The following is a 25,758-nucleotide window of genomic DNA, read 5'->3' as shown; positions in this document are numbered from 1 at the left end:
ACGGTGTGGTATCAACTAGAAATTGATGTTTGTCTTTCTGAAGAAGTGGATAACCTAAGTGATATTCTTGAAACAAGTGGTGCTGTATCCATTACTCTCAGTGATAAAAATGATAACCCAGTTCTTGAACCGCTGCCAGGTTCAACACCCTTGTGGCCAGAAATAACTATTAAAGCACTTTTTTTATACGAAGAATTAGCCGAAGAGATTGCTAAAAATTTACTTAACTTATATCCACATCTGCAAATCAATATCGCTTCTTTGCCTGATCAAGATTGGGAACGAGCCTGGATGGATGATTTCAAGCCGCAGCAATTTGGCGAGCGTCTATGGGTTTGCCCCTCGTGGATTACGCCACCTGATCCACAAGCGGTTAATTTAATTCTTGACCCAGGCCTTGCCTTTGGTACTGGCACTCACCCTACTACCCAACTTTGCTTAACTTGGCTTGCTAAAGCAGAGCTTGCTGCTAAAACTATTATTGATTATGGTTGTGGCTCAGGTATTTTGGCTCTAGCTGCTTTAAAATTAGGTGCCGCTTTTGCCTATGCTGCCGATATTGACCCCCAAGCACTACAAGCTACCCAAAGTAATGCCAAAGTTAATCATATTAGCGAGCAACAACTAACTATCACTGTGCCCGCTGACCTTAGCGTTCAAGCTGATTTAATTATCGCTAATATTCTTTTAACTCCATTAATAGAATTAAAAACTAGATTTAAGCAACTTATTGCGCCACATGGCTTATTGGTCGTTTCAGGAATCCTAAATGAGCAAGTAGCAGATTTGATTGAAGTATATCAATCTGATTTTATACATCAACAAACAAACAGCTTAGCAGATTGGTCTCTAATTGTATTCACACGTCGATAAAATGCTTGGCCTATGCATGGAAAGTTATCTTTGTATATTTCATGATTTATCCGCAGAAACTTCTGGATCCCGCGAACAAGTCGCGAGACGTAGGGGGAGACGTTATTTGCATATGAAGTTGGAGTAGAGCAAGGACTGAAAGCCGGAAATAGCTTTACCGCTCTACGTCCTGCGGCTTGTCCGCAGGACCCAGAAGATAGTTAATAATTAAATGCAGCAAACAAATCGCGGGACGTAGGATGAGATGTTATTTGCAGATGAAGTTGGAGTAGAGCAAGGACTGAAAGCCGGAAATAGCTTTACCGCTCTACGTCCTGCGGCTTGTCCGCAGGACCCAGAAGATAGTTAATAATTAAATGCAGCGAACAGGACGCGGGATGTAGGATAAGAATTAGATTGAAATAATTAAATTTAATAAAAGTTTTTAGATATAGATCCTAATAGAACAGCAATATTGGAGAAAATTATAAAATGCTCCCTTTTAAACCTAAAAGAGCGTTATTAAGTGTTTCAAATAAAAATGGCTTATTAGAAATTGCAACTATCCTTCATGAGCATCATGTTGAACTAGTTGCCACTGGCAATACAGCTGCTTTATTACGTCAAGCATCACTGCCTGTTACCGATGTTAGTGATTGCACTCATTTTCCAGAAATAATGGATGGACGAGTTAAAACACTACATCCGGCTATTCATGCAGGCTTATTAGCACGCGGGAAGCAAGATCAAAAAATTTTGGAGCAACATACTATTGCTCCTTTTGATATTCTTATTGTTAACCTCTACCCTTTTGAACAAGTAATTAGTAATCCTGATTGTAAATTCAAAGAAGCCATTGAAAATATTGATATCGGTGGGCCTGCGATGATTCGGGCAGCAGCAAAAAATCATGATCATCTTACGGTTATTGTTAGTCCTAATGACTATCAACAATTAGCAGATTATCTAAAGTTAAAAAAGATCCCTAAAGATTGGCGCTTTAGTTTAGCTAAAAAAGCTTTTGCGCATACTGCGGCGTACGATGCAGCAATTGCTAACTATTTAAATGCACTAGATGATCATAAAAAGCCCAGTGGCTTTCCCACTGTTCTAACTTGCCAATTTAATAAACAACATGAGCTCCGTTACGGCGAAAATCCACACCAACAAGCTATCTTTTATACTGATAAAAATGCCACCCCCGGCTCTTTAGCGCTGGCTAAGATTATTCAAGGTAAAGCGTTATCTTATAATAACTTATTAGATGCTGATGCTGCCCTAGATTGTGTGCGAGACTTTTCTAGAACAGCTTTCGCCTGTGTCATCGTAAAACACGGCAATCCCTGTGGTATTGCTTTGGCAAATAACCAAGTACAAGCTTATCAACGTGCTTATCAAAGTGATCCAACTTCAAGTTATGGTGGTATTTTAGCTTTTAATCAATGCTTAGAAGAAGAAACGGCAAGTATTATATTGGCAAGTCAATTTGCTGAAGTCATTATAGCTCCTAAATTTAATGATGCCGCAAAGAAGGTTTTAGCAACTAAACCCAACATTCGCATTTTAGAAACTGGTGATTTATCTATTGATCAACAATTTAAACTAGACATGCGGCATATTGACGGCGGTTTTCTTGTTCAAGAACATGATAATTTTTCACTAGATCTTAATAGATTTACTATTGTTACTGCAAAAGAACCTACAAAACAGCAAAAGCAAGATTTAGTATTTGCTTGGCAAGCTGTCAAGTATGTTAAGTCTAATGCTATTGTATTAGCTAAAGATTTAGCAACTATTGGTATTGGCGCAGGTCAAACAAGCCGCGTTATGAGTACTCGTATTGCTCTATGGCAAGCAGAACAGGCAGGTTTTTCAACTGAAGAGGCAGTCCTTGCGTCAGATGCTTTTTTTCCCTTTCCTGATAGTATTGAGTTAATTGCTAAGGCAGGTATTACAGCTATCATTCAACCAGGCGGCTCTATTCGAGATGAACAAATTATAGCTGCTGCTAATGCAGCTGGTATTGCAATGATCTTTACCGGTACAAGGCATTTTAGGCATTAATAAATAAGTATAAATATCACTTGAGCAAACTAATAAACACTTAGAACAAAAAATAATTATTTAAGCATTGACTAATGCATAAACATGAAGAATAATTATAGACCACCAAAGCAAACTGCTTAGTTTTAAATGTTGTAAACGTAATTTTAAATTACGAAGAGGTTTAGTATGCTCACAGAAAATGATATCAAGCAAATTTTAGAATTGGGCCGATCATTAGGTAAAATTGGTCTTAGTAATGGCGTGAGCGCCCAAATGCCTAAACTTATTATTGACATTTTAAAGCCCCCCAAAGATTTTATAGGTGTTAATTCAAATCCAGCTATATTTGTTAATAAATCTACCTATCAATATTGGGGTAAAAAGCATAAAAATTGGATAGTAAATGAGACCATTGCCATTAAAGATTCTTTTTTAAAGCAACCTAAATTAGAAGTTATTGGCGCGATTGTCCATGAGATAGGCCATGCCTTTAATGTAGCAGCAAATATAGCAAACACTGAAGCTAATGCTTATATCTTTGAAATTGAAGTCTTAAACAGACTTATCCCCGCAAACTTAGAGCTATTTAATAATATCTCAGATGAAGATATTAAATCTTACTTTGCTATGCGCTTACCCTATTATAAGCAAGCTATTTCTAGCAATGCTCACCTTACTGAATTAGTTGATCAAATCAACAGACAATTTAACTTAGATCCTAATTTGTTTACATTAACAACTTTTAAAGCTGGTGCACCAGACGTTAATAAACTGATGTTTTTTCAACAAAAAAGGGATGTAGAGAACGAACTTATATTAGTAAATTTAGCTTTATCAACTTCTAAGTAAAAATAATGGGGTAAACATTCACCTAATGGCACCAACTTAAGAATAGCTTTGCCATTTCCGCCTGCGCGGAAATGACAATGTTTTAAGTTAGCACTATTTGGAAGAATAACTCTGTCATTTCCACGTAGGCGGGAATTTATTTTTACGTAGGCACAGTGCCAATATTAGAATAGATTTCCGCCTGCGCGGAAATGACAATGTTTTAAGCTAGCACTATTTGGAAGAATAACCCTGTCATTCCCGCGTAGGCGGGAATCTATTTTTACGTAGGCACAGTGCCAGTATTAGGATAAATTTCCGCCTGCGCGGAAATGACAGTGTTTTTAAGTTAACCCTATTAAACATTCACTTCCTTTGCACAGTTAGAAAAACAGGCAAAATAGCATGCTATAGAACCGTCATTAATTACGTATATTTTTGTCTAATATTTAAATTTAAAGTTTGCGAAGATAATAATACATTTTGATTAAATTTACTGGAAGCAGACTCAATAAAATACCGCAAGCCATCTTCTATACACGTCTTCGCAGTAAATTTTAATTTTTCTTTAGCTAAGTCTGTACTACCCAAAGAGTAATATAAATCACCTTTGCGTGGCTTTTCATGGTAAATAGGTACTTTTTTAGCGTACATTTTTAACATTATTTGTGCAAGTTCTAAAATAGAAATAGCTTTACCGCTACAGATATTAAATACGCCATAGGTATCAACAGGAGATAAAACTGCAGCTAAAATCCCATCTACTACATCATCAATATAAATAAAATCCCGAGTTTGCTTACCATTGCCGAATATGATTAACGGCTTTTCCTGTACAATAGCCGTGTTAAAACTAGTTATTACACTACTATAATTATTACCTCCTTGACCGGGGCCATATACATTAAAAAAGCGCAGCCCAATAGGATTAATCTTAAAAGTTTGATGAGCTATCTCTGCATAAATTTCATTAGATAATTTATCAGCGCCATAGGCAGAACAAGGTTTAATAGCTTGAGCTTCCGTTAAAGGTAAATTTATTTCATTGCCGTAAACCGCTGCGGAAGAAGCATATACTAGTCGAATGGGCCTAGACATTTTTCTTATCACATCTAATAACCCATTAAAGGCAATAACATTATTTTCGTGACTGAAAAGCCAATCTTTGGCACAAGCTGATATGGAAGTCGTGGCAGCCAAATGAATGCAAGCGTCTACCTTACTTAAACATTCCTTTAATAATTCCTTAGATAATACATCCCCTTCAATAACTTGAGCGTTGGTGATATCACAGTAAGTTGGTCTGTAGATTGATTTATCTAATATTGTAACCCTTATACCTAAAGAAAGTAGGCGATGTGATAAGAAGTTACCTATAAAACCCATTCCACCTGTAATTAATACACTTTTCATAAGTTATCCTAGTCTCACTATAAAATTAGACTAAAATTTATGCGTATTACAAGTACAAATTGATTTTTCAGTTATCTTTGTTAAGATAGTTTAGATATAAAAATTTCTTATAAAGCCAGTACATCACACTCTAATAAGCTGATGTTTTTTTATAAACAGGAAATAACGAAAAATACTAATTCTAGCTTAATAGGTTTCTATAAAAGGCAATTGTATAAATTTTAATTTAAAAACCTAAATTCAAAGAGTAATCTTTTTAATTAAGATATTAAGATTTACTGGATGATGTAAATAATATATCTTTACCAATTTATTAATAGATTAATTTATTAATAAATTTTAAAGAGAAATTAGAAAGCATAAAAATTAATTTACCTAGCTTTCTTTGCACATTGCTTAAAAAATATTATTCTCTTTATAGTATCAGGGAAGATTTACATGTATTTATCGGTTACAACAAAGTTTTTTATTGCAATTTTCTTTTCATGTTGCTGGTTAATCTTTTGCATCTGGTTTTCATTACCCTGGATAAATGATTTAGCAGTCTATATTGGCGATTTCTTCGCTTTTATTCTTATTTTTTTTATGGCCTTGTTACCCGGTTTTATGAATATGTTTTTGATTTTAGCTTATATTTTAGATAAAAGGCCGAAATATAAACCAATAGAAGACTGGATTAATATTTCTATTTTAGTGCCTTCTTTTAATGAAGAGGCGTCAATAAAAACCACTATTGATAATATTTTAAATCAAGACTACCCTGGCGAAATTGAGATTATTGCTATTGATAATGGCTCTACTGATAAAACATTAGAGATCTTAAGGAGCTATCAACTCAAAAATTTAGTCATACTTGAGGAATCTAATAAAGGTAAATCATTTGCGTTAAATCTCGGCTTAAAAGCCGCTAAATATGATTACATCATTACCTTAGATGCTGATACATTGTTATGGAAAGATGCGATTAGGCACTTAGCAACTCGATTATTAAGCGCTCCCCCCATAACGGCAGCTGTAGCAGGAAGCATCTATGTTCGAAACTCCCGCGAAACGTTTATGACAAGAGTGCAAGAATGGGATTACTTTAATGCCATTGCTGGCGTTAAACGTATGCAAAGTTTATTTCAAGCAACTCTTGTTGCGCAAGGCGCATTATCTTTGTATAAAAAAAGTTATATTGAAGAAGTAGGAGGATGGCCACATACGGTCGGCGAAGATATTGTACTAACTTGGGGACTACTCAGCAAAGGCTATCGTATAGATTTTGCTGAAAATGCAATCGCCTTCACTACAGTGCCTACTAATTATAGAAATTTCTTTCACCAACGAAGCCGCTGGTCACGCGGTATGATAGAGGCGTTCCTAGCACATCCTGAAGTATTAACAAGAAAAAGATTAATTACGTTTATAGTCTATTGGAATTTACTTTTTCCAGCTTTAGACACCACCTTTGCACTGGTATATGTTCCTGCAGTTATAGCTGCATTTTTTGGTTATTTTTTATTAGCAGGTCCTATGACTCTAGCAGTTTTACCCTTAACAATTTTAATGAATTTAATTTTCTTTACGGGTCAGCAAAGAATGTTTGCTTTCAACAAGCTTAGAGTACGTAAAAACCTCAGCGGTTATATTTATTATATTTTATTTTATAATTTCTTAATGGCTCCAGCTTGTATTCATGGATATCTTTCAGAAATTATTGTTAGGAAAAAAAGCTGGGGTACTAAATGACAAAAAGAAAAGTGTGGCCAATAACTTTAGTGTATTCATTTAGTGTATTTATATTTTTATTATCAGTTAATGCGGCAAACTCTTCAGTAAGAAATAGCAATTTAGCGTTAGCTGGATTACAGAATAAACCGATGTCAAAATCACAAGAATTAACTCAAAAGGCTGAAAGTGAAAATAATCTTAATTTAAAATGCATAAAAATAAGCGAAGACATTGTTTCAAGCATAACCATCTCAAAGTTAACTAATCTTATTCCAGCAAGTGTGGCCATTGCATTATTACGCTCTTCTCCGCAAGAGACAAAATTTTTATCCTATGCAGAACGTGTTAATTTAGCGAAGCAATATATTAATCAAAATCAAGGCAAAAAAGCGCTAGATACCATAGCTCCATTATTATTAAATCAACCAACTTATGAAGTGTTAATTATAGCGGCGCAAGGAACCGCTGAGCAAAATGATCCGCTTAAAGCGCTAGACTATTTTACGTTAGCTTTAAAACAAGCTAAAGCCCCTGACGAGCAAGCAATTGCTGAGCAAGGCATTGTAAAAATGCAAACTTGGATAAAACAAAACAAGCAAAACTTACAATTACCCTCAGGAGAGACAAATTTTTTACCCTATGCAGAGCGCATTAATTTAGCAAAGCAATATATTAATCAAAATCAAGGTAAAAAAGCGCTAGATACTTTATTACCTCTATTAAATCAACCCAACTTTGAAGTTCTCATCATGGCAGCGCAAGGAACCGCCGAGGAAAATGATCCGCTTAAAGCCCTAGACTATTTTACGCTAGCTTTAAAACAAGCCAAAGACCCTAATGAGCAAGCGATTGCCAAGCAGGGAATAGTAAAAATGCAAACTTGGATAACGCAAAAGCAAAATCTACAAGCAAACTCAACTGAAACAAGCTCTGCTGCCTATTCACAACAAATTAATCTCGCAAAGCAATACATTAATCAAAATCAAGGTAAAAAAGCGCTAGATACTTTATTACCGCTACTACTAAATCAACCTACCTTTGAAGTTCTCATCATAGCAGGCCAGGGAGCCGCTGAGCAAAATGATCCACTCAAAGCTTTAAACTATTTCTCGTTAGCTTTAAAGAAAGCCAATGGTTCAGGTGAGCAAGCGATTGCTGAGCGAGGAATAGCAAAAATGCAAACTTGGATAACGCAAAATGCAGCTAAGCTGCAAGCTTCGCAACAATTAGAAAAAACCACACTTTATAACCAGAAGATAGCCCTTATTAAAGAGTATATAAACGCTAATAAAGGTGCCCAAGCGCTGGAAGCATTGAATTCCTTACCTGATAAGAAAATGGATTACGATATTTTAATTTTATATGCTCAAGCCTCAGCCGAAGTTAACCAGCCACTTGAATCTTTAGCTTATTATTCGCTGGCAAGTAAGCTCGCAAAAAGTAGCGTAGAAAAGAAGCTAGCAACATTAGGTATAGCTAAAATGCAGGCTTGGGTTAAAGCAGATACAATCACTAATACGAAAAACAAAGCTAATAAAGTTTGCAGACAACCTGAATTGCCTTGTGATAAATATGCTCGCGAAGGTGAAAGCGCCTTAACTTTTAATCAACGTATTGCCTTAGCAAAAAAATATATTGAGTCAGATAAAGGCAAGCAGGCTTTAGAAATATTAGAGCCCATATTAAAAACTAAAATAAACTTTGAGGTCTTGATATTAGCAGCTAAAGCTTATGCTGAGATAGAACGCCCTATTTCAGCATTAGATTATTATAAACTAGCTTATAAAATTGCTGCTACTACGGCAGAGCTCCACCTTGCCGAATTTGGAATAGCCAGGATGCAATTTTGGCTCAGCCACTATTTTTCAGCTTTCTACACTTACTATCATTTATTAACTGACGGATTAACTGGAACTGACTATGAATTGGCTAAAGCTGGTGAAGTAAAGAGCTTAGCGTATGCTGATAGAGCAATCACTGCTTATCGCGAAATTCCGTTTCAAATGACTTTCAAAACACCAGAAATGTTAGTGGCTGCTGCACAAGCTACATTGTGGGCTGATCAAGCTGATCTTACTAAACAGTTGATAGAAACATATCCTGAGATAATTAATAAAATTAAGCCAAAATCAATACTAGATAATGATTTAAGAGATGTAATATGGCAAATGAATCTTAATACTAATCCTAATAAAATTGCTGCAACGATGTTTATCTCGCGTGATTCAGAGGCCTTTCAAATAATACGCTCCAATCTTAATTATTCACATTATTGGTCACAAGTACAACAGTCCTATTTTGGGCTTGAAGATATACACTATGATCAAATTATTTCACATTTAACTGCAACAGGTTTTTATGTGGCTGAAACTTGGCGGCCTACACGAGAACTCATTTTAAATGGCAGATTAAATCCCATGAATTATAAATTGTGGCAGCCATTTTTATGGTCAACTAACATTAACTATCGACCAACTGATTTTTTTGGTATCCAGTTACTGGCTTTAAAAGAAGTAGTAGAAACATTTCCAGCTTTTACTCAGCATATTACTGATAATCAATACGCTGCTGGCATTACTTTAAAACCGCTACCCTATGTTAAAGTTGATGCTTCACTTAGTAGACTTAATTTTAGTGATACTAATATACGCAATACCTATTATGTAGCTGCTTCTTTCTTAGTCTCACCTAACTTTGGTATCAATCTAATTCTACAAGAACGCGCTTTTACTGATAAATTTGTATCTCGTCTTTATTTTAGTCCTAATCGCTATGTAGCCGATACCTTGATTGTAAGATGGAGTAGTAAAGCTGGCTCATATTGGCATTATTACATTGATGGCGGATTAGGAACTCAGTTAATTAAGAATAATGGTTCTGAAGGTGCGCGTAGTCCTACCAGACAGTGGGGGCTGGGTATTAATGGACCTATTACTGATAACTTAATATTAAATGCATACTATGCTATGACTAATCAAGCATCCGCCTTTATTAATACGCCGGACTATCGCTATCAGTATGGAGCAGTAACTCTCACCTGGTTAATTTAAATATAAAATATTAGGCCTAGAAAAAATGTTCAGCAGAAATGCCTTTGTAAGAATAGCTATGGCTATGATTATGTTATTACCATTATATGGTGCTATAAGTTTTATAATTAATTTTTCAAAACAAATTTATTGTAATATCCCTACTCAAAAACAGCCTATTCCTACTATACCTAGAATTGCGTGGCCTCAACATGGCTTACTTACATTATGGTTTGATGATGCTTATAATTCTCAAGGTTCACCTGCATTAATTCAATTGATGCAGAAATATGGTTTTGTAGCTGCTATCTCTGTACCAACTAGCTTTATATGTAAGCCTGGTAGATTAACTTGGCAGCAGCTGCAATACCTACAAAATATTGGCTGGGAAATTACTTCTCATTCTGTCTCCCATTACTGTAATCCTAATAATTACACTAGTGCTGCTATAATTGATAGGGAAGTAGCCCAATCAAAAATAACTTTAGAATCTCGGAGTTTACGGGCAGATAATTTTGTTATTCCTGGTGGATTTAGTAATGGCGTTTTACCAAACGTAGTAAACCGCGTAAAACAATTTTATTCTTCTTACCGCATAGACAAAGAACAATCTAATCCTCTACCGCTCCCTAATGCCTATGAGATAACTTCCTACTCTATTAATAATACTACTGATGAAAAAGATATTGCACACTGGATAAATTATGCCAAGGAAAAAAATCGTTGGATTATTCTAACAATTGATCAAATTGACAATAAATTATTAAAGCATCATATTAGTTTAGATAAATTAGAGCGTATTATGAATCTAATAACACAGGAAAAAATTCCAGTTGTTTTACCCGATCAAGTTATACAAATTGCAAAAATTGAATAGGCTAACTGATTAACACTATTTAATTTATAAAAGTAACGTAAGCCGTCAAATCAATTTGAACTTTATTTAGGATAGCTATTTTCTAGCATCGTTTGTTTATGACAGCAAACAAATGCATGGCGCTGTTAATAAATAAAAGAATTAAATAGTTAGTAATTTACTATTAATTTGTGAATATTTTTTCTTCTATTCAAAATAATTTTATTAACAACGCCACAGTAAAATTTATTCTAGTTTAGTTAATTTTTATCTCTACTTAGCGAAATAGCTATTAATCATCTAATAAACCTAATGACTTCACCATTTCCCGCTCTTCGCGTAATTCATTTAAAGTCGCATCAAATTTAGCTTGGCCATACGCATTATGCGTTAAACCTTCAACCACTTTAACGTTGCCTTGCTCGGTTTTACAAGGAAAAGAAAAGATTAAATTCTCATCCACACCATATTCACCTTGTGAGCAGCGACACATAGAATAAGAATCATTGGCATTGGTGTCAGTGTTTAGCCGTTTAACCCCTTCAATAACAGCGTTTGCGGCTGAAGCTGCAGATGATAGGCCTCGTGCTTTAAGAATGGCAGCACCGCGTTGCTGAACAGTAGGAATAAAAGTGTCTTGCAACCAAGCTTCATCATTGATTACCTTTGCTGCTGATTGGCCGTTTATTTTAGCATTATAAAAGTCAGGATACTGGGTAGAAGAATGATTACCCCAAATAGTCATATTAGTTACCGCCGTTACATCAACGTTAGCACGTTTGGCTAATTGAGTTTTTGCCCTTAATTCATCTAACATAGTCATTGCAAAAAAGCGATCATTAGGAATATCTTTAGCATGGTGCATAGCAATTAAGCAATTAGTATTGCAAGGGTTACCAACAACAAAAACGCGTACATCATCAGCCGCATTATCGTTAATTGCCTTACCTTGTTTGGTAAAAATACCTCCATTAATTTGTAGTAAATCGGAGCGCTCCATACCTTGTTTACGAGGAACTGAACCAACTAATAAAGCCCAATTAACGCCATTCATTGCTTCATTTAAATTGGCTGTACAAACAATTTTCTTTAATAATGGGAAAGCGCAGTCATCCAGTTCCATCGCCACTCCATTTAAAGCAGGAAGTGCTTGCTCTAACTCTAGTAACTGCAATTCAACTTCGGTATTTGGACCAAACATTTGCCCTGAAGCAATACGAAATAATAAAGCATAGCCAATTTGGCCAGCGCCACCAGTGATGGCAACTTTAACTCGATTAGTCATTCTTTTTTTCCTTCTCTAACCACTGTTTAACTAAAAATAACGCAGCAATACTGCGTGCTTCTGAAAAAGATGGATTATTTATTAATTCATTATATTCTGCTAATGGCCATTCAACCACTTCAATAGGCTCAGGCTCATCACCCATTAGCGAGCTTGGGTAAAGATTGCGCGCTAACACAAGCTCTGTGTGCGCTTTAAAATAGCCTGGTGATAGCGATACAGATTTTAGCCAATAGAGCTCTTTGGCCGCAAATCCCACTTCTTCTTGTAATTCACGATTAGCTGCAATGATAGCCTCTTCTCCAGGTTCAATAATTCCTTTGGGGAAGGCTAAGGTGTAATCATCAATACCAGCACCATATTCACGTATTAAGAGAAGCGAATTATTAGCTGTAACTGCAACAATTAAAACGGCTCCTCCTTCATTGTGGCCACCAACACGCTCATAAATACGTTCCTCACCATTAGAAAAATGTAGGTGTAATTGCTCAATAGTAAATAATTTAGTTTTTGCTATTACCTTTTTCTCTTTACAGGCAGGTTTTTGCCGCTTTTCTTCTGTCACTTTTCCTCTTTATCTTAAAATGAATTTAAGTAAGCAGTCATGTATTAGGCTCAATTTAAGTCCAACCTACATAAAAATCATTACTTAAACAGCTATGAATTTAAAACGCTAAGCTATCTAGCTGATGAGACTCATGATACTATTGCAACGTTTAACAAGCCAGTATCCTGTAGATAATGTTACCTACTTCTCTTTATATTCATATTCCTTGGTGTATTCGTAAATGCCCTTATTGTGATTTTAATTCCCATAAAAGCCCTGAAATTTTACCAGAAGAACATTACATTGAAGCATTAATTGCTGATTTAAAAAATGATTTAATTTACTTTCCAAGCCGGGAAATTAGTTCTATTTTTATTGGTGGTGGTACTCCAAGTTTATTCAGAGCTCAAGCCTATAGCGAGTTGTTTGCGCGCATACAACAACATTTATCTTTTGCTAAAGATATTGAAATCACCTTAGAAGCCAATCCAGGCACCGTAGAACAAAGCCGTTTTCAAGCCTATAAACAAGTAGGTATTAATCGTTTATCATTAGGTATTCAAAGTTTTAACTCGCAGCACTTACAAGCATTGGGACGTATTCACGATGATAAACAAGCACATCGAGCTATTGAAGCAGCAAGACTCGCGGGCTTTGATAATATTAACTTAGATTTGATGTATGGCTTACCTACGCAAACTATTGAACAAGGAATTAATGATTTACAGCAAGCGCTTCAATATCAGCCCGAACATCTTTCATGGTATCAACTAACTATAGAGCCAAATACAATATTTCATAAAAAACAACCCACCTTACCTAATGAAGATGTCTATGACTTATTAGAACAAGCTGCTTTTTCTTTACTAAAGGACCACGATTTTATACGTTACGAAATATCTGCATTTAGTAAAAAAAATAAAATGGCACGTCATAATTTAAACTATTGGTTATTTGGTGATTACTACGGCATTGGCGCAGGCGCCCATGGTAAATTGACCCTAGATTTAAAACCCACAATCTATCGTACTCGCAAACATCGTCAACCTAAAGATTATCTGAAAAAACCTCATTTTGCGGCTAAGACAGAAGTAAGCCAAGATGATTTATTATTTGAATTTATATTAAATACTACTCGTCTATATCAACCTATTGCTAATAACCTTTTTACAGAGAGAACCGGACTTGCTTTTGCAAAATTAGAAGTAAAACTTAAAGAAGCGCAAGAGAAAGGTTTGATTATATTACAAGATAATTATTGGCAAGTAAGTGAGCTAGGCCATCGTTATACTAACGATTTACAAGCATTATTTTTACCGAAAATTAAGTTAGCTATTAGATAGAAAAGTAGCCTGAGTGAAACAAGTGAAACCCAGGTTTCGGCTACATTTACTGTTAGTTATGTAAGAGGTCTATATTATAATGCTTCACAAGAAAGTGACTTTCACTGATAATGAGCCATTTATTGCGAAATTAATTTCGGGAATATGTCTTATAACCTATTAAAATAGGTATATTAAACTCAGGGTTGGAGGTGTAATGCTAAGTTTTTTATTTTTCATAATTTTTGTATTATTTGGTTATATTTGTGGTTCTTTTTGTTCCGCTATTATTGTAAGTCGGATTTTTTCTTTACCTGATCCTCGTTTAGAGGGATCTTTAAATCCTGGTGCTACCAATGTTCTACGTCTATCTGGTAAAAGATATGCCAGCTTGGTTTTAATAGGTGATATACTGAAAGGATTTATTCCCGTTATTTTAGCTAAATCACTAGGACTTGGGCCTGTAATAAGTAGTTTTACCTGTCTTGCAGCAATATTAGGGCATATGTATCCCATATTTTTCAAATTTCAAGGTGGTAAAGGCGTTGCTACAGCATTGGGTGGCTTATTAGGGTTAAGTTTTCTTGCAGGCTTTGTAACCATTATTATTTGGCTTATAGTGGCTAACTTTACGGGTTATGCGTCGTTAGCGTCTATTATCGCTCTAACACTTGCGCCACTATATAGTATTTTTGGATTTGGTAGTATTGACGTTTTCCTGCCTTTATTCTTTATGGCCATTCTTATTATATATAAGCATCGTAATAATATTAATCGCCTGATTGATGGCGATGAGCCTAAATTGAATTTTTCAAAGCATCATTTTAGTGAAGTCACAGAAGATATAGTTATTGATGAACAAGTTAATCAAGCCTTTGAAGAGGAAGAGAAAACAGCTGATGTTGTTTCTCCAGAAGAGAGTTTAGCGAGAGCAGAAGCAAGCGATTCAACGGCTACAGACAATCAAGAAGATATTAATCGTGAGCCGCCAACTGCAGCTGAGCAACCTATTATTAATGATCCTACTTCGACAACAACTAAGCAGCAACCAAAGCAAGATATTGATGAAGGATCTAAAGAGCCTTCTTAAACTTTTTTGTAAATACTTAGAAGCTTGCTTTAACAAAGTCAGGAAGCGAGACAAAAAGTGGTGATTTTTTAAAGATATTAGTCAAGCATACATAGCAGTAAGTGAGCAAGGAATTACAGAAAATCAACACTTTTTGGCTGTCGTAATAGACTTTGAAGACAGGCTTTAGGCTAGTGGCCAACGAGCTTTTACATCAACTGCTAAACTCGCATCACGCTTGCCTTGTTGTAAATGTAGATTGCCAGCAAAAGCTACCATCGCCCCATTATCAGTGCAATATTCTAGGCGTGGAAAAAATACTTCTCCTTGTTTTTCTTGCATTAAATTTGTTAAAGCTAGACGTAAAGCGCGATTTGCACCGACCCCACCAGCTATGACTAACTGCTTTAACTTAGTTTGTTTAACCGCTCGACTGCATTTAATCAATAAAGTATCTATAATTGCTTGCTGAAAAGCATAAGCGATTGCAGCTCGTGCTTCGTTATCTTGCTTGCTTTTTCTCCACACGGTTAATGCATGTGTTTTTAAGCCACTGAAGCTAAATTCTAAGCCAGGCCTATCTGTCATCGGCCTTGGAAAAGGAGGAAAATTAAGTTCTAATTTCTTATCAGCAAATTCATCTGCTAAACTCGCCAATAAAGCGCCACCAGGATAAGGAAGTCCCATTAATTTTGCTATTTTATCAAAAGCCTCTCCTACTGCATCATCTAAAGTATCACCTAGTAATTGATAATGGCCTAAACTTTTTGCTTCGATTAGTTGAGTATGGCCACCTGAAACTAAAAGCACTAAGAAAGGAAAATGTAGAGCATTCGTATCTAATAAGGCTGCCAGTAAATGAGCTTCTAAATGATGTATTGCAATAGCAGGTATATTAAGACTATAGGCTAAGCTTTTAGCAAAACAGGCGCCAACTAGCAGAGCGCCAACTAAACCAGGCCCTGCTGTATAAGCAATCGCATTTAAATCACTTTTATTTAAATTTGCTTCTTTTAACGCTTGATCAATTAGCGGGATTAGCCACTTGATATGATCACGTGATGCTAATTCTGGAACTACTCCGCCATATTGCTGATGTAATTTAATCTGAGAGTATAAGGCATGAGCAAGTAATCCTTGTTCTGAATCATATATAGCAATACCCGTTTCATCACAGGATGACTCAATTCCTAATACTCGCATTTCTACCTCTACTATTAATTATCTAAATACGTTATAATATATGATGATCTATCATCTAAGCTTATAATTTTAAGCTTTCATTTATTAAAATTGCTTGCAATCTAACAATAACTTGACGATTTTAACAAGTAGAACTAGAATTGCCGGCTTATTGTGTTTAATTATACCAGAGGACTAATTAATGCCCACCGTTCGTGTAAAAGAAGGTGAAAATCCAGAATACGCATTGCGTCGTTTTAAACGTTCTTGTGAAAAAGCAGGAATTTTAACTGAGTTACGTCGTCGTGAATTTTATGAAAAACCTACTGCTGAGCGTAAACGTAAGCAAGCAGCAGCCGTTAAACGCCATTTAAAGAAAATAGCACGTGATGTAGCTACTCAACGTAATGCTAAACGCAGACGTAAATAATTATGTCAATTAAAGACAGCATTAATAATGACCTCAAAGATGCAATGCGTGCTAAGGATCAAAAGCTAGTTGGCACGCTACGCTTAATTACAGCTGCAATCAAGCAAGTTGAAGTGGATGAACGAATAACTGTAGCAGATGATCGCATGCTAGTTATTTTAGATAAACTTGCCAAGCAACGTAAAGAATCTATTACTCAATTCAATAATGCAGGTCGTGAAGATTTGGTAGCCCAAGAGCAATATGAATTGGATATCATTGCTAAATACTTGCCAGAGCCTTTGTCAGAAGCAGAAATTAATGCGCTTATCAATGAATCTATTGCTAAGCATGATGCTAAACATCTTAGTGATATGGGGAAAGTAATGAACTCGCTTAAGCCTTTATTGCAAGGCCGTGCTGATATGAGTAAAGTTAGTGCTTTAATTAAGGCAAGATTGAGTTAATTATTCTATGTCCGGCTTAATACCGCGACCTTTTATTGATGAATTACTTCATCATACAGATCTAGTTGAATTAATTGATAGCTATGTCCCTTTAAAAAAAAGAGGTAATAGCTACACTGCCTGCTGCCCCTTCCATAATGAAAAAACACCTTCTTTTAATGTGGTTGCTAAGAAACAATTTTACCATTGCTTCGGCTGCGGTGTGAGCGGTAATGCAATTAGTTTTGTCATGAGCTATTTAAGTCAAGGCTTTGTTGATGCTATCGAGACGCTAGCTTTACGCCTTGGGATGCAAGTGCCTCGTGAGCAAAATCAAGAGAAAATTCAACAATCTTTAAGCCTTTATCAAATTTTAAATAAAGTAAGCCAATTTTATCAAAAATCATTAAAGAACGCGCCTACAGAAGTTATTAATTACCTACGCCACCGTGGCTTAACAGGCGAGATAGCTAAACAATTCCAACTAGGTTATGCGCCACTTGGCTGGCATACCTTAGAAGGCCAATTTAAGGAATATAAAGCAGATTTAATTACAACTGGCATGCTAGTTAAAAAAGATGATGGTAAAACCTATGATCGCTACCGACATCGAATAATTTTTCCTATTCATGACCGCAATGGACGTATCATTGGTTTTGGTGGACGCGCTATTGATGCTGAACAAAAACCAAAGTACTTAAATTCGCCTGAAACTATTATTTTTCAAAAAAATCGCGAATTATATGGCTTACATCAAATTTTACAACAACAAACTACTAACGATACAATTTTAATTGTTGAAGGCTATTTAGATGTTATTGCACTTGCACAGCATGGTATTTCAAATGCTGTTGCAGCCTTAGGTACAGCAGCAAGTAGTTACCATATTCAATTATTAAGTAAACATACTCGCCAAGTCATTTTTTGCTTTGATGGCGATGAAGCAGGAAAGCAGGCAGCTTGGCGCGCTTTGGAAAATAGCTTACCTTTGCTGGATAATAATCTTGATGCTCGCTTTGTTTTTCTCCCTGATGGCCATGATCCAGATAGTTTAGTGCGCGTCGAGGGTCGCGAAAAATTCCTTGAACGTATAAATGGCTCCATACCCCTTAGCCAGTATTTTTTTGACACCTTAGCGCATAAAATTGATATGCAAAGTGTAGCTGGAAAAAGCCAATTAGTTAATGAAGCAAAACCTTTCCTATTAACTATTCCAGAAGGACCTTACAAGCAATTGTTATTAGATGAGCTAGCTATACGCACGCGAATAGAAAACCACCGCTTAAGTCAATTGTTAATGACTGAAACTGCTCCACCCAAGCTTGAAACGAGCATTCAACGTTCTCCTTTACGTTTAGCTATTGCCTTATTATTGCAGCATCCAGAAATTTATATGGCTTGTAAGGAAGCTATTGATTTAACTACGCTAGATCATGAAGAACAAGGTTTACTGCAGCAACTAATTAAGCAAATTGCTATTAATCCTAACGCAAATACTGCTACACTTATTGAACAATGGCGCAATACACCCTATTTCAATTCTTTTAACAAATTAGCAACTTGGGAATTAGAAATAGCTGAAAATGCGCTAACTACTGAATTTATTGATATACTTAACTTTATACAAAAACAAAATTTAGAGTATAAAATTAATGAATATATTGCAAAATCTCGGAAACAAGGATTAACTGAAACTGAACGATTAGTCTTGCAAAAGTTGTTACAACAACGGCATCAAACCACACCTGGTAAAAAATAATACAAATTTTTACTGGCAAGTTTGCAGCTGCAGGTTTATAATCAAAAACTTTTTTTATATTTAATTACTCATTTGATATTGCCTATGACTACGAATGAACAAGAGCAACGCTCCCAAATCACTAAGGTGATTAGTTTGGGTAGAGAGCAAAATTATTTAACGTACGCCCAAATTAATGACCTGTTGCCTAATATTGTTGATACTGAGCATTTTGATGTCATCATCAGTATGTTAGAAGGCATGAATATTAAAGTATTCGAAACGCGACCTAGCGATGATGAACTAGCCCTTTTGGGTAACACTGAAGAAGTGCCAGAAGATGTTGAGGAAGCGGCTGCGGTCCTTGCATCGGTGGATAAAGAAACAGGTCGAACAACTGATCCTGTTCGCATGTATATGCGCGAAATGGGTACAGTTGAATTATTAACGCGTGAAGGTGAAATTCGTATCGCTAAACGAATCGAAGAAGGAATCTATCAAGTCCTTAAATCCCTTGCCCATTATCCTGAAACTGTCCAATTAATCTTAGATGATTATGACAGTGTTTTACGCGAAGAGATGCGTTTAAGTGAAATCATAAGTGGCTTTTCAGATAGCGATGAAGAAGCACCTGCATCAAGTATTGGCTCAATGCTTGATGAAGTTCAACCTGATGAAGATATACTTGAGGATGTTGCTCTAGAAGAACTAGATGAAGATGAAGATGGCGAAGGCGGCAGTATAGCTGAGACTGATGATGGCCCTAACCCAGAGCAAGCAAAAATTTACTTTGACGAATTACGTGAAACTTACGAGAAGGCGATGCAGTCTTTACGTAAAGAAGGCCGACATAGCCCAAAGACTATCGAATTATTAGAAACAATGTCTGAGTCCTTCTTAAAGCTTAAATTAACTTCGCGTCAAGTTGATAAGTTAACCCGTCATTTTCGACAATTGCGTAATCATATTCGTGAATTTGAGCGTAGTATTATGCGTTTTTGTATTGAAAGAGCGCGCATACCACGTAAGCTTTTTATTGATACGTTCCCAGGCCAGGAAACTGACCCAAGCTGGCTTGATACCATTATCAAAAAGCATGGTAAAAAGTTAGATTTAAACCGAATTAACGAATATGCTAATGAGATTAAAAGCATACAAGCAAAGCTCGCCTCATTTGAAGAAGAATTTGGTTTAACGATTAGTGAAATTAAAGACATTAATAAAAAAATGTCTATTGGCGAGGCAAAAGCTAGACGCGCTAAGAAAGAAATGGTTGAAGCAAATCTCCGACTTGTAATCTCAATTGCCAAAAAATACACTAATCGCGGTCTGCAATTTTTAGATTTAATTCAAGAAGGCAATATCGGCTTGATGAAAGCGGTTGATAAATTTGAATACCGCCGCGGCTATAAATTTTCAACTTATGCTACCTGGTGGATTCGTCAAGCGATTACTCGTTCTATTGCTGACCAGGCACGTACTATTCGTATTCCTGTTCACATGATTGAAACGATTAATAAACTTAATCGTATTTCACGCCAAATTCTCCAAGAAACCGGCCGTGAGGCTACACCGGAAGAATTAGCTGAAAAAATGGATTTAAGCGAAGATAAAATTCGCAAAGTCTTAAAAATTGCTAAAGAGCCAATTTCCATGGAAACACCAGTAGGTGATGATGATGATTCTCATCTAGGTGATTTTATTGAAGATAATAATATTGAATCTCCTATTGAAATGGCAACAGCTGAAGGCTTACGCGAAGCAACGCTTGAAATTTTAGAAACACTTACTCCTCGCGAAGCAAAAGTTTTACGCATGCGCTTTGGTATTGAAATGAATACCGATCACACGCTGGAAGAAGTAGGTAAGCAATTTGATGTAACCCGTGAGCGTATTCGTCAAATTGAAGCCAAAGCACTAAGAAAACTACGCCACCCTTCTCGCTCCGAGAAATTACGTAGCTTCCTAGAAGGAGATGATGATTAATCATCTCTCTTCTCTGGTTGGGCTTAAATGCAATTTGCAAAAAGACTAACCTACACGTAGCCTAGGTGCAGACCCATGCGGCCGAAACCTGGGTTTTACTTCGTTTCACCCAGGCTACTTTTCTACTTAATAGTTATTTTAGATTTGGTAAAAATTGAATTTTAGCTCAAGATACGTTAAATGTAGTCTTTCATTACCTAGTGTATGACCATTTACAAATTCAATTGTGAAAAAGATCAATTAGTGCCCCTTCTTTTAGCAATTTAATATAAAATTATTATGGTTTTCTTTTAAATTTAAGATTACAATACACCTTCCTTCGGGCCCATAGCTCAGTTGGTCAGAGCAGCGGACTCATAATCCGTTGGTCCTAGGTTCAAGTCCTAGTGGGCCCACCAACATTTCTAGTAAAATCAACAAATTATTGGTCTTCCCTGAATTAGGAAACTCTTAATCTGGTCTTTATCCGCAAATTCAAAGGCTTAGCTTAGGCTATATCGATTAAAGTGCCCCCTCAAATAGTGTAGAGCCCTTCATTCAGGCTACGCTTGCTATATAACTTTAAGCCTAATCAATAAAAGTAGCTGGCGTAACATGAAATCGCTCTGCCAATTTCTTAATATGAGAAATATTAAGCTGTCGTTTTCCGTTTAAGATTTCAGAAACAACACCTTGGCTTCCAATTTCATTTTTAAGATCACTTTGATCTAAACCATGTTGCTGCATGAGAAACTTTAAGGCATTAACCCCACTTCCTTTCTGAGGTTGCTCACCATGATTTTCATCATACCTAGCGATCATATAGCTAATCACATCAACTAATCCTATTAATTCATGAGATTCATCGCCACCAACAATATCTAATAATTGATCAAGCATACGAGCAAGTTTCTCATAATCATCATCATTTTGAGGCTCATGAATAATAGGGGCGATATGTTTCCAATATTGGATTGTCTCTTCTAAATAATTATTGTTTGTTAAAGCAGTCATACTTACTCCTTCCACTTATCTTTGTCATATTCTTCATGGGTCAAGATATAGCGTATATATAATTTTTTCCGGTTAAAATGAATGCTTGCTATTAAACGGAGTTTATTACCTCCTATATCAAACACATATAAATCATCCACTTTATCAATACTATTAAAGGAAGCCTTTAACTCAGCAAAGTTTTTAAATTCGTTCTCTTCTACAACTTTTAACCATCCAGCTAAAGCAGATGCACACTGTGGAAACAATGCCTTAGCTTCTGTAATTCTTCTTCTAGTTATAATATGCATAACAAATAAATACCTTATTAAATTGAATTTTATCTCATTTTGAGATATATGTAAAATAATCTATTATAGATGTTTACTAATCAACATGGCTTTTTTATAAAATTTATAATTTGCGGCATTGGTTTACGTAAACCTTTTACATCTTTCGCAATGTAACCTGCGGCTACATCACTATTCATTTTATGGTTAAGCAGCTGGCGTAGCCTGGGAGTAGGCCCAAAGGGTCGTATCCCAGGTTTTCATTTAACTTCCCTAGCTCAACAAACCCCTATAAATTTCTATTCATAAGAAATCCAATCATCCTGTAATTTAAAAAAAATGGTTTTGTTCAAACTCAGGGATTATAGTGAATATAATTAACAAGAATGTAAACCTGGGATACGGCCCTTTAGGCCTACTCCCAGGCTACGCCGGCTGAGGAACTGGAAGGCTAAATAGGGAATTTTCATTGAAGCCCCAGTATTATATATTAACAAATTGCAATAATACGTTGCCTTAGATAAGGAGATCATATGAAAGCAGCTATTGTACCCTCTGCGAAAGCCAAGTGGGAGATTCGTGAAGTTAAAAAGCCTGTAGTTGGTCCTAATCAAGTGCTCATTAAAATTCATGCGAGTGGCCTTTGTTATACAGATGTCCATCAAACAAATGGTCATTTACCTGGCGAATTTCCTCGCACTTTGGGACATGAGCCTGTTGGCGAAATTGTGGAATTAGGAATTGGTGTCGTTAATCGAAAAATTGGCGATCGTGTTGGGGTTCCCTGGATTCAAGCCACATGCGGGCGATGTGAATGGTGTTTAAGTAATCGTCCTATGTTTTGTTCTAACCAAATAGCAACAGGAATGCAACTGCCTGGAGGTCATGCTGAGTTTATGCTGGCTTATGCTGATGCCACCATGCTCATTCCAGATAATGTCAGTTTTGAACAAGCGGCTCCTATTTTTTGCGCAGGATATACTGTATGGTCGGGATTACGGTGGTCAGATCCTAAACCTCACGAACGAATTGCTGTATTAGGTATAGGGGGCCTAGGTCATTTGGCTGTTCAATATGCTAAAGCTGCAGGTTTCGATACCATTGCAATTTCACACTCATCTGATAAAGATAAGCTTATTAAAGAATTGGGCGCAGATGAAATAGTTCGTTCTGGTGCCGAGCTTGCGAAAATGGGTGGTGCCGATATCGTCCTGAGCACAACTAATTCAAACCAAGCAATGGTAGATAGTATAGCTGGATTACGTCCCGATGGGCGATTTGTTGCAATGGGATTTGATGAAAAACCATTGCAAATTTCAATGACCGATTTAATTATGAAACGAATTCGAATTATAGGTAGTCAACAAAATGGAAGCGAATATCTTTATGAGGCTCTTGATATGGTTTCAAAAGGAAAAGTGAAAGTTTATACAGAAACCTATCCCTTCAAAGAAATACAACGAGCTTATGAAAAAGTTGATAAAGGCGAAGTACGATTTCGAGCAGTTATTACTTATGAATAAAAATTTTATGATTTTAATAAGAAGGGAACGGTTAGCTTCCTTTGCTAAGCCAGCATAGCCTTGATGTAGCGCAGCGTAATCAAGGGCCCCACTCGTTAAATCACTTTTGCAATTATTTACTGTACATGTCTTGCAAACGTAGAGCAGGCCTTAGCCCACTAATTTGCGATAATTATTATTCTTTAAACCTTGATTACGCTGCGCTGCGTCAAGGCTACCTCGCTGAAAACATAACATGAAAGTAAAAAGTACTCGTTTCCTTTGACTCAAATGAGCATGGATAACGTAGTATGGCTTAGCTGTAGAACAGCATAATCTAGAGATTTTATGAATTCAATTCATTAGGAATTAATGCTCAGTTTAAATTATACTAAGTTAGAAATTTTTTCTCGAAACTAGAACTATATTTTTGTGAATACGAAACTTTACAATTAGAGTAAGTAAGCCCCCAAAGAACAAGGAGAGCAGTATGTCAGTAAATACCATAAAACCGCTAGTAACTGCAACGGCAACTAATACAGGAGGACGCAACGGCCATTCTGAAACCACCGATCATTCGGTTAGTGCAGATTTTTCTGTTCCCAAAGAGATGGGGGGACCTGGATTACCGAATACCACTACACCAGAACATCTTTTTGCTGCAGGTTATGCAGCTTGCTTTGGTGGCGCATTAGAATTTGTGGCAAGTCAACACAAGAAAAAAGTTAACGGTGCAATAGTAACATGTCATGTCTCTGTTGGTCCTCGTGAAGGCGGAGGGTTTGGTATTTCAGTTAAAATGAATGTTAAAGTTCCCTCTCTTTCTACTAGCGAAGCAAAAGAATTAGTAGAGGAAACGCACGAAAAAATTTGTCCCTACAGTCATGCCACACGTGGTAACATCGATTTTGAGTTAGACGTTGAAGGTATGTAAAATTTTAGCAAGCGTAGGTTGGGCCACCCGGCCCAACATTTTAAAACATTCATTATTTCTCAAACCTGATTGACAAAAATTATCTTCACTAGCAATATGTCGCTCACTTAAACCAATAAATCGTAGCGCCGAAAATCATTATGGATACATTGGTAATTAACTCTACTTCATCTCACAATAATTCTTATCAGGTAACCATTACTATTGATGCAAACTGGAAAAAATATTGGTTGAAAAAAGAATTTAATACGTCATTCTATCAAGCACTCGCAGACCACATCATTAACACTCCTTATGTAGATATGAAACATAATTTTATGGAAGTCGATGGTGTTATTATTTATCGCCCAAATCACGATGTGGGACATAGTCTAAGACAGGCAGTCAATACTCAATTTTTATTAGAGACTATTGCCATCGTTGGTTTACCCGAAATTAAAAATGCGCTTCAGCATCTTACCGATGAAGAAAGAGAAGCTGTGATGTTAGCAGCTTTTCTATTTAGAGCTGGCAGAACTAATGAACGTGGTGGGATTAATGATCCCAGTAATGCAGAACGCTCGGCCTTAATATTTACAGAAATTGCCAAGGCAGTTGAATTTAATGTAGCACTTATTGACAATATTGCCTTTAATATGTGTCATTACGTACCTATCATAGATGAAGAATTGACCAAATCACTCCCTTATCAAGGTTATGAAGGCGATAAATCAATACAGATCAATAAATCAAAATTAATTAAAGCCGTGCTTGACTTAAGTCATCATAGCGACTTGGTTAGATGTTGGGGTAATATTGAGAGAATAAATAAAAATAATCTTGAGAATTTATCAGGATTATTAGAGTCTGATTATGTAGAAAAATCTCATAATGTTTTACTAGATTTTGCTCGAGCCGGTAATGCCATCACTGGTAATCCATATTTTAAGCACAATGGAACGCATGATAAATTTCTGCCACCAATGTTGTTTAGGAAAAAAACGGTAACACACGTTGGTGACATATTTGCAGATCTATTAAAGCTGATGAATCAATTCTTACCTTATATCAAACTTAAGGAAGTTGAAAAATCTAAACAAAGCCTATCAGACGTCGAGCAAAATATTAACCAAGCAAGCAAAGTTAATTCTAATTCTGACAGTTATCTAAACATAAGGTTAGCTTTTTTTAAAGAAGCTAAGGAACAAATCATTGACAGTGTTATTAAAAGATTTAATTACTCTTAAAGAAGGATACATCAACGCAACGTCTTGGATTAAAATTCAAGACAGTCGCTACCGTTTGCTAGATTCCGCAACAAGTCGCGGAACGTAGGCTCATAGAAATGTGGAATTTAAGC

The 25,758-nt window shown here is 36.1% G+C and carries 21 protein-coding genes and 1 tRNA gene; 16 read left to right on the top strand and 6 right to left on the bottom strand.

Annotated features, from left to right (window positions below):
- Positions 1-3 precede the first annotated feature (3 nt).
- From prmA to ACNVED_RS02570, 3 genes are all read left to right on the top strand, one after another.
- Positions 4-873, top strand: a complete 870-nt coding sequence (prmA, locus tag ACNVED_RS02580) for a 50S ribosomal protein L11 methyltransferase (RefSeq protein ID WP_419420200.1) — start codon at positions 4-6, stop codon at positions 871-873.
- A gap of 471 nt (positions 874-1,344) precedes the next feature.
- Positions 1,345-2,916: a bifunctional phosphoribosylaminoimidazolecarboxamide formyltransferase/IMP cyclohydrolase gene (purH, locus tag ACNVED_RS02575; RefSeq protein WP_419420199.1), complete on the top strand. Its 1,572-nt coding sequence runs from the start codon at positions 1,345-1,347 to the stop codon at positions 2,914-2,916.
- 168 nt (positions 2,917-3,084) lie between these two features.
- Positions 3,085-3,747 (top strand): hypothetical protein, encoded by a 663-nt coding sequence (locus tag ACNVED_RS02570; RefSeq protein WP_419420198.1) that lies wholly within the window; start codon positions 3,085-3,087, stop codon positions 3,745-3,747.
- Between the two features lie 405 nt (positions 3,748-4,152).
- Here the strand turns inward: ACNVED_RS02570 and ACNVED_RS02565 are convergent, their stop codons facing one another.
- The gene (locus tag ACNVED_RS02565; RefSeq protein ID WP_419420197.1) at positions 4,153-5,139 is read right to left on the bottom strand and encodes an NAD-dependent epimerase/dehydratase family protein; all 987 of its coding nucleotides are present in this window, start codon (positions 5,137-5,139) and stop codon (positions 4,153-4,155) included.
- 438 nt (positions 5,140-5,577) lie between these two features.
- On the opposite strand from ACNVED_RS02565, the gene ACNVED_RS02560 reads away from it, so the two are divergent.
- From ACNVED_RS02560 to ACNVED_RS02550, 3 genes are read left to right on the top strand one after another with little or no spacing between them, the layout of a single operon-like run.
- On the top strand, positions 5,578-6,870 hold the full coding sequence (locus ACNVED_RS02560) for a glycosyltransferase family 2 protein (RefSeq protein ID WP_419420196.1): 1,293 nt from the start codon (positions 5,578-5,580) through the stop codon (positions 6,868-6,870).
- Positions 6,867-9,902, top strand: a complete 3,036-nt coding sequence (locus ACNVED_RS02555; protein WP_419420195.1) for a hypothetical protein — start codon at positions 6,867-6,869, stop codon at positions 9,900-9,902. The genes ACNVED_RS02560 and ACNVED_RS02555 overlap by 4 nt, the downstream gene beginning before the upstream one ends.
- Before the next feature lie 25 nt (positions 9,903-9,927).
- Entirely contained in the window at positions 9,928-10,758 is an 831-nt protein-coding gene (locus ACNVED_RS02550) for a polysaccharide deacetylase family protein (RefSeq protein ID WP_419420194.1), read from the top strand.
- A gap of 271 nt (positions 10,759-11,029) precedes the next feature.
- Here the strand turns inward: ACNVED_RS02550 and ACNVED_RS02545 are convergent, their stop codons facing one another.
- Positions 11,030-12,022 (bottom strand): malate dehydrogenase, encoded by a 993-nt coding sequence (locus ACNVED_RS02545; protein WP_419420193.1) that lies wholly within the window; start codon positions 12,020-12,022, stop codon positions 11,030-11,032.
- Positions 12,015-12,587 carry an ADP compounds hydrolase NudE gene (gene nudE / locus ACNVED_RS02540; RefSeq protein WP_419420192.1) on the bottom strand — a complete coding sequence of 191 codons (573 nt, stop codon included), beginning with the start codon at positions 12,585-12,587 and terminating at the stop codon, positions 12,015-12,017. The genes ACNVED_RS02545 and nudE overlap by 8 nt, the downstream gene beginning before the upstream one ends.
- Before the next feature lie 176 nt (positions 12,588-12,763).
- Between nudE and hemW the strand changes: the two genes are divergently transcribed.
- Positions 12,764-13,912, top strand: coding sequence for a radical SAM family heme chaperone HemW (gene hemW, locus ACNVED_RS02535; RefSeq protein ID WP_419420191.1), 1,149 nt, complete (start codon positions 12,764-12,766; stop codon positions 13,910-13,912).
- Between the two features lie 196 nt (positions 13,913-14,108).
- A complete protein-coding gene (gene plsY, locus ACNVED_RS02530) occupies positions 14,109-14,981 on the top strand; it encodes a glycerol-3-phosphate 1-O-acyltransferase PlsY (RefSeq protein ID WP_419420190.1) in 873 nt (290 codons plus the stop codon).
- Positions 14,982-15,146: 165 nt separating this feature from the next.
- Here the strand turns inward: plsY and tsaD are convergent, their stop codons facing one another.
- The gene (tsaD, locus tag ACNVED_RS02525) at positions 15,147-16,163 is read right to left on the bottom strand and encodes a tRNA (adenosine(37)-N6)-threonylcarbamoyltransferase complex transferase subunit TsaD (RefSeq protein ID WP_419420189.1); all 1,017 of its coding nucleotides are present in this window, start codon (positions 16,161-16,163) and stop codon (positions 15,147-15,149) included.
- A 181-nt stretch (positions 16,164-16,344) separates the two neighbouring features.
- On the opposite strand from tsaD, the gene rpsU reads away from it, so the two are divergent.
- The 5 genes from rpsU to ACNVED_RS02500 all read left to right on the top strand — a co-directional run bounded on the left by rpsU (position 16,345) and on the right by ACNVED_RS02500 (position 21,119).
- Positions 16,345-16,572: a 30S ribosomal protein S21 gene (gene rpsU / locus ACNVED_RS02520; protein ID WP_419420188.1), complete on the top strand. Its 228-nt coding sequence runs from the start codon at positions 16,345-16,347 to the stop codon at positions 16,570-16,572.
- Positions 16,573-16,574: 2 nt separating this feature from the next.
- Positions 16,575-17,018 (top strand): GatB/YqeY domain-containing protein, encoded by a 444-nt coding sequence (locus tag ACNVED_RS02515; protein ID WP_419420187.1) that lies wholly within the window; start codon positions 16,575-16,577, stop codon positions 17,016-17,018.
- A gap of 7 nt (positions 17,019-17,025) precedes the next feature.
- Complete coding sequence (dnaG, locus tag ACNVED_RS02510) at positions 17,026-18,756, top strand: DNA primase (protein ID WP_419420186.1); 1,731 nt, start codon at positions 17,026-17,028, stop codon at positions 18,754-18,756.
- An 84-nt stretch (positions 18,757-18,840) separates the two neighbouring features.
- A complete protein-coding gene (gene rpoD, locus ACNVED_RS02505; protein ID WP_419420185.1) occupies positions 18,841-20,721 on the top strand; it encodes an RNA polymerase sigma factor RpoD in 1,881 nt (626 codons plus the stop codon).
- 321 nt (positions 20,722-21,042) lie between these two features.
- Positions 21,043-21,119 (top strand) — tRNA-Ile (locus tag ACNVED_RS02500).
- Between the two features lie 169 nt (positions 21,120-21,288).
- Here the strand turns inward: ACNVED_RS02500 and ACNVED_RS02495 are convergent.
- Both ACNVED_RS02495 and ACNVED_RS02490 read right to left on the bottom strand, forming a co-directional pair.
- A complete protein-coding gene (locus ACNVED_RS02495; protein ID WP_419420184.1) occupies positions 21,289-21,714 on the bottom strand; it encodes a helix-turn-helix domain-containing protein in 426 nt (141 codons plus the stop codon).
- A gap of 2 nt (positions 21,715-21,716) precedes the next feature.
- The gene (locus tag ACNVED_RS02490; RefSeq protein ID WP_419420183.1) at positions 21,717-22,004 is read right to left on the bottom strand and encodes a type II toxin-antitoxin system HigB family toxin; all 288 of its coding nucleotides are present in this window, start codon (positions 22,002-22,004) and stop codon (positions 21,717-21,719) included.
- A 512-nt stretch (positions 22,005-22,516) separates the two neighbouring features.
- Here ACNVED_RS02490 and ACNVED_RS02485 point away from each other — a divergent pair.
- The 3 genes from ACNVED_RS02485 to ACNVED_RS02475 all read left to right on the top strand — a co-directional run bounded on the left by ACNVED_RS02485 (position 22,517) and on the right by ACNVED_RS02475 (position 25,645).
- A complete protein-coding gene (locus ACNVED_RS02485) occupies positions 22,517-23,506 on the top strand; it encodes an alcohol dehydrogenase catalytic domain-containing protein (RefSeq protein ID WP_419420182.1) in 990 nt (329 codons plus the stop codon).
- A gap of 469 nt (positions 23,507-23,975) precedes the next feature.
- Positions 23,976-24,419 carry an organic hydroperoxide resistance protein gene (locus tag ACNVED_RS02480; RefSeq protein WP_419420181.1) on the top strand — a complete coding sequence of 148 codons (444 nt, stop codon included), beginning with the start codon at positions 23,976-23,978 and terminating at the stop codon, positions 24,417-24,419.
- 140 nt (positions 24,420-24,559) lie between these two features.
- Positions 24,560-25,645, top strand: coding sequence for a SidE phosphodiesterase domain-containing protein (locus ACNVED_RS02475; RefSeq protein ID WP_419420180.1), 1,086 nt, complete (start codon positions 24,560-24,562; stop codon positions 25,643-25,645).
- Positions 25,646-25,758: the final 113 nt, after the last annotated feature.

Origin of the sequence: Legionella sp. D16C41 (assembly GCF_048541585.1) — a bacterium.
Classification (GTDB): Bacteria; Pseudomonadota; Gammaproteobacteria; order Legionellales; family Legionellaceae; genus Legionella_C.
This window is presented reverse-complemented; position numbering and strand designations above follow the sequence as displayed.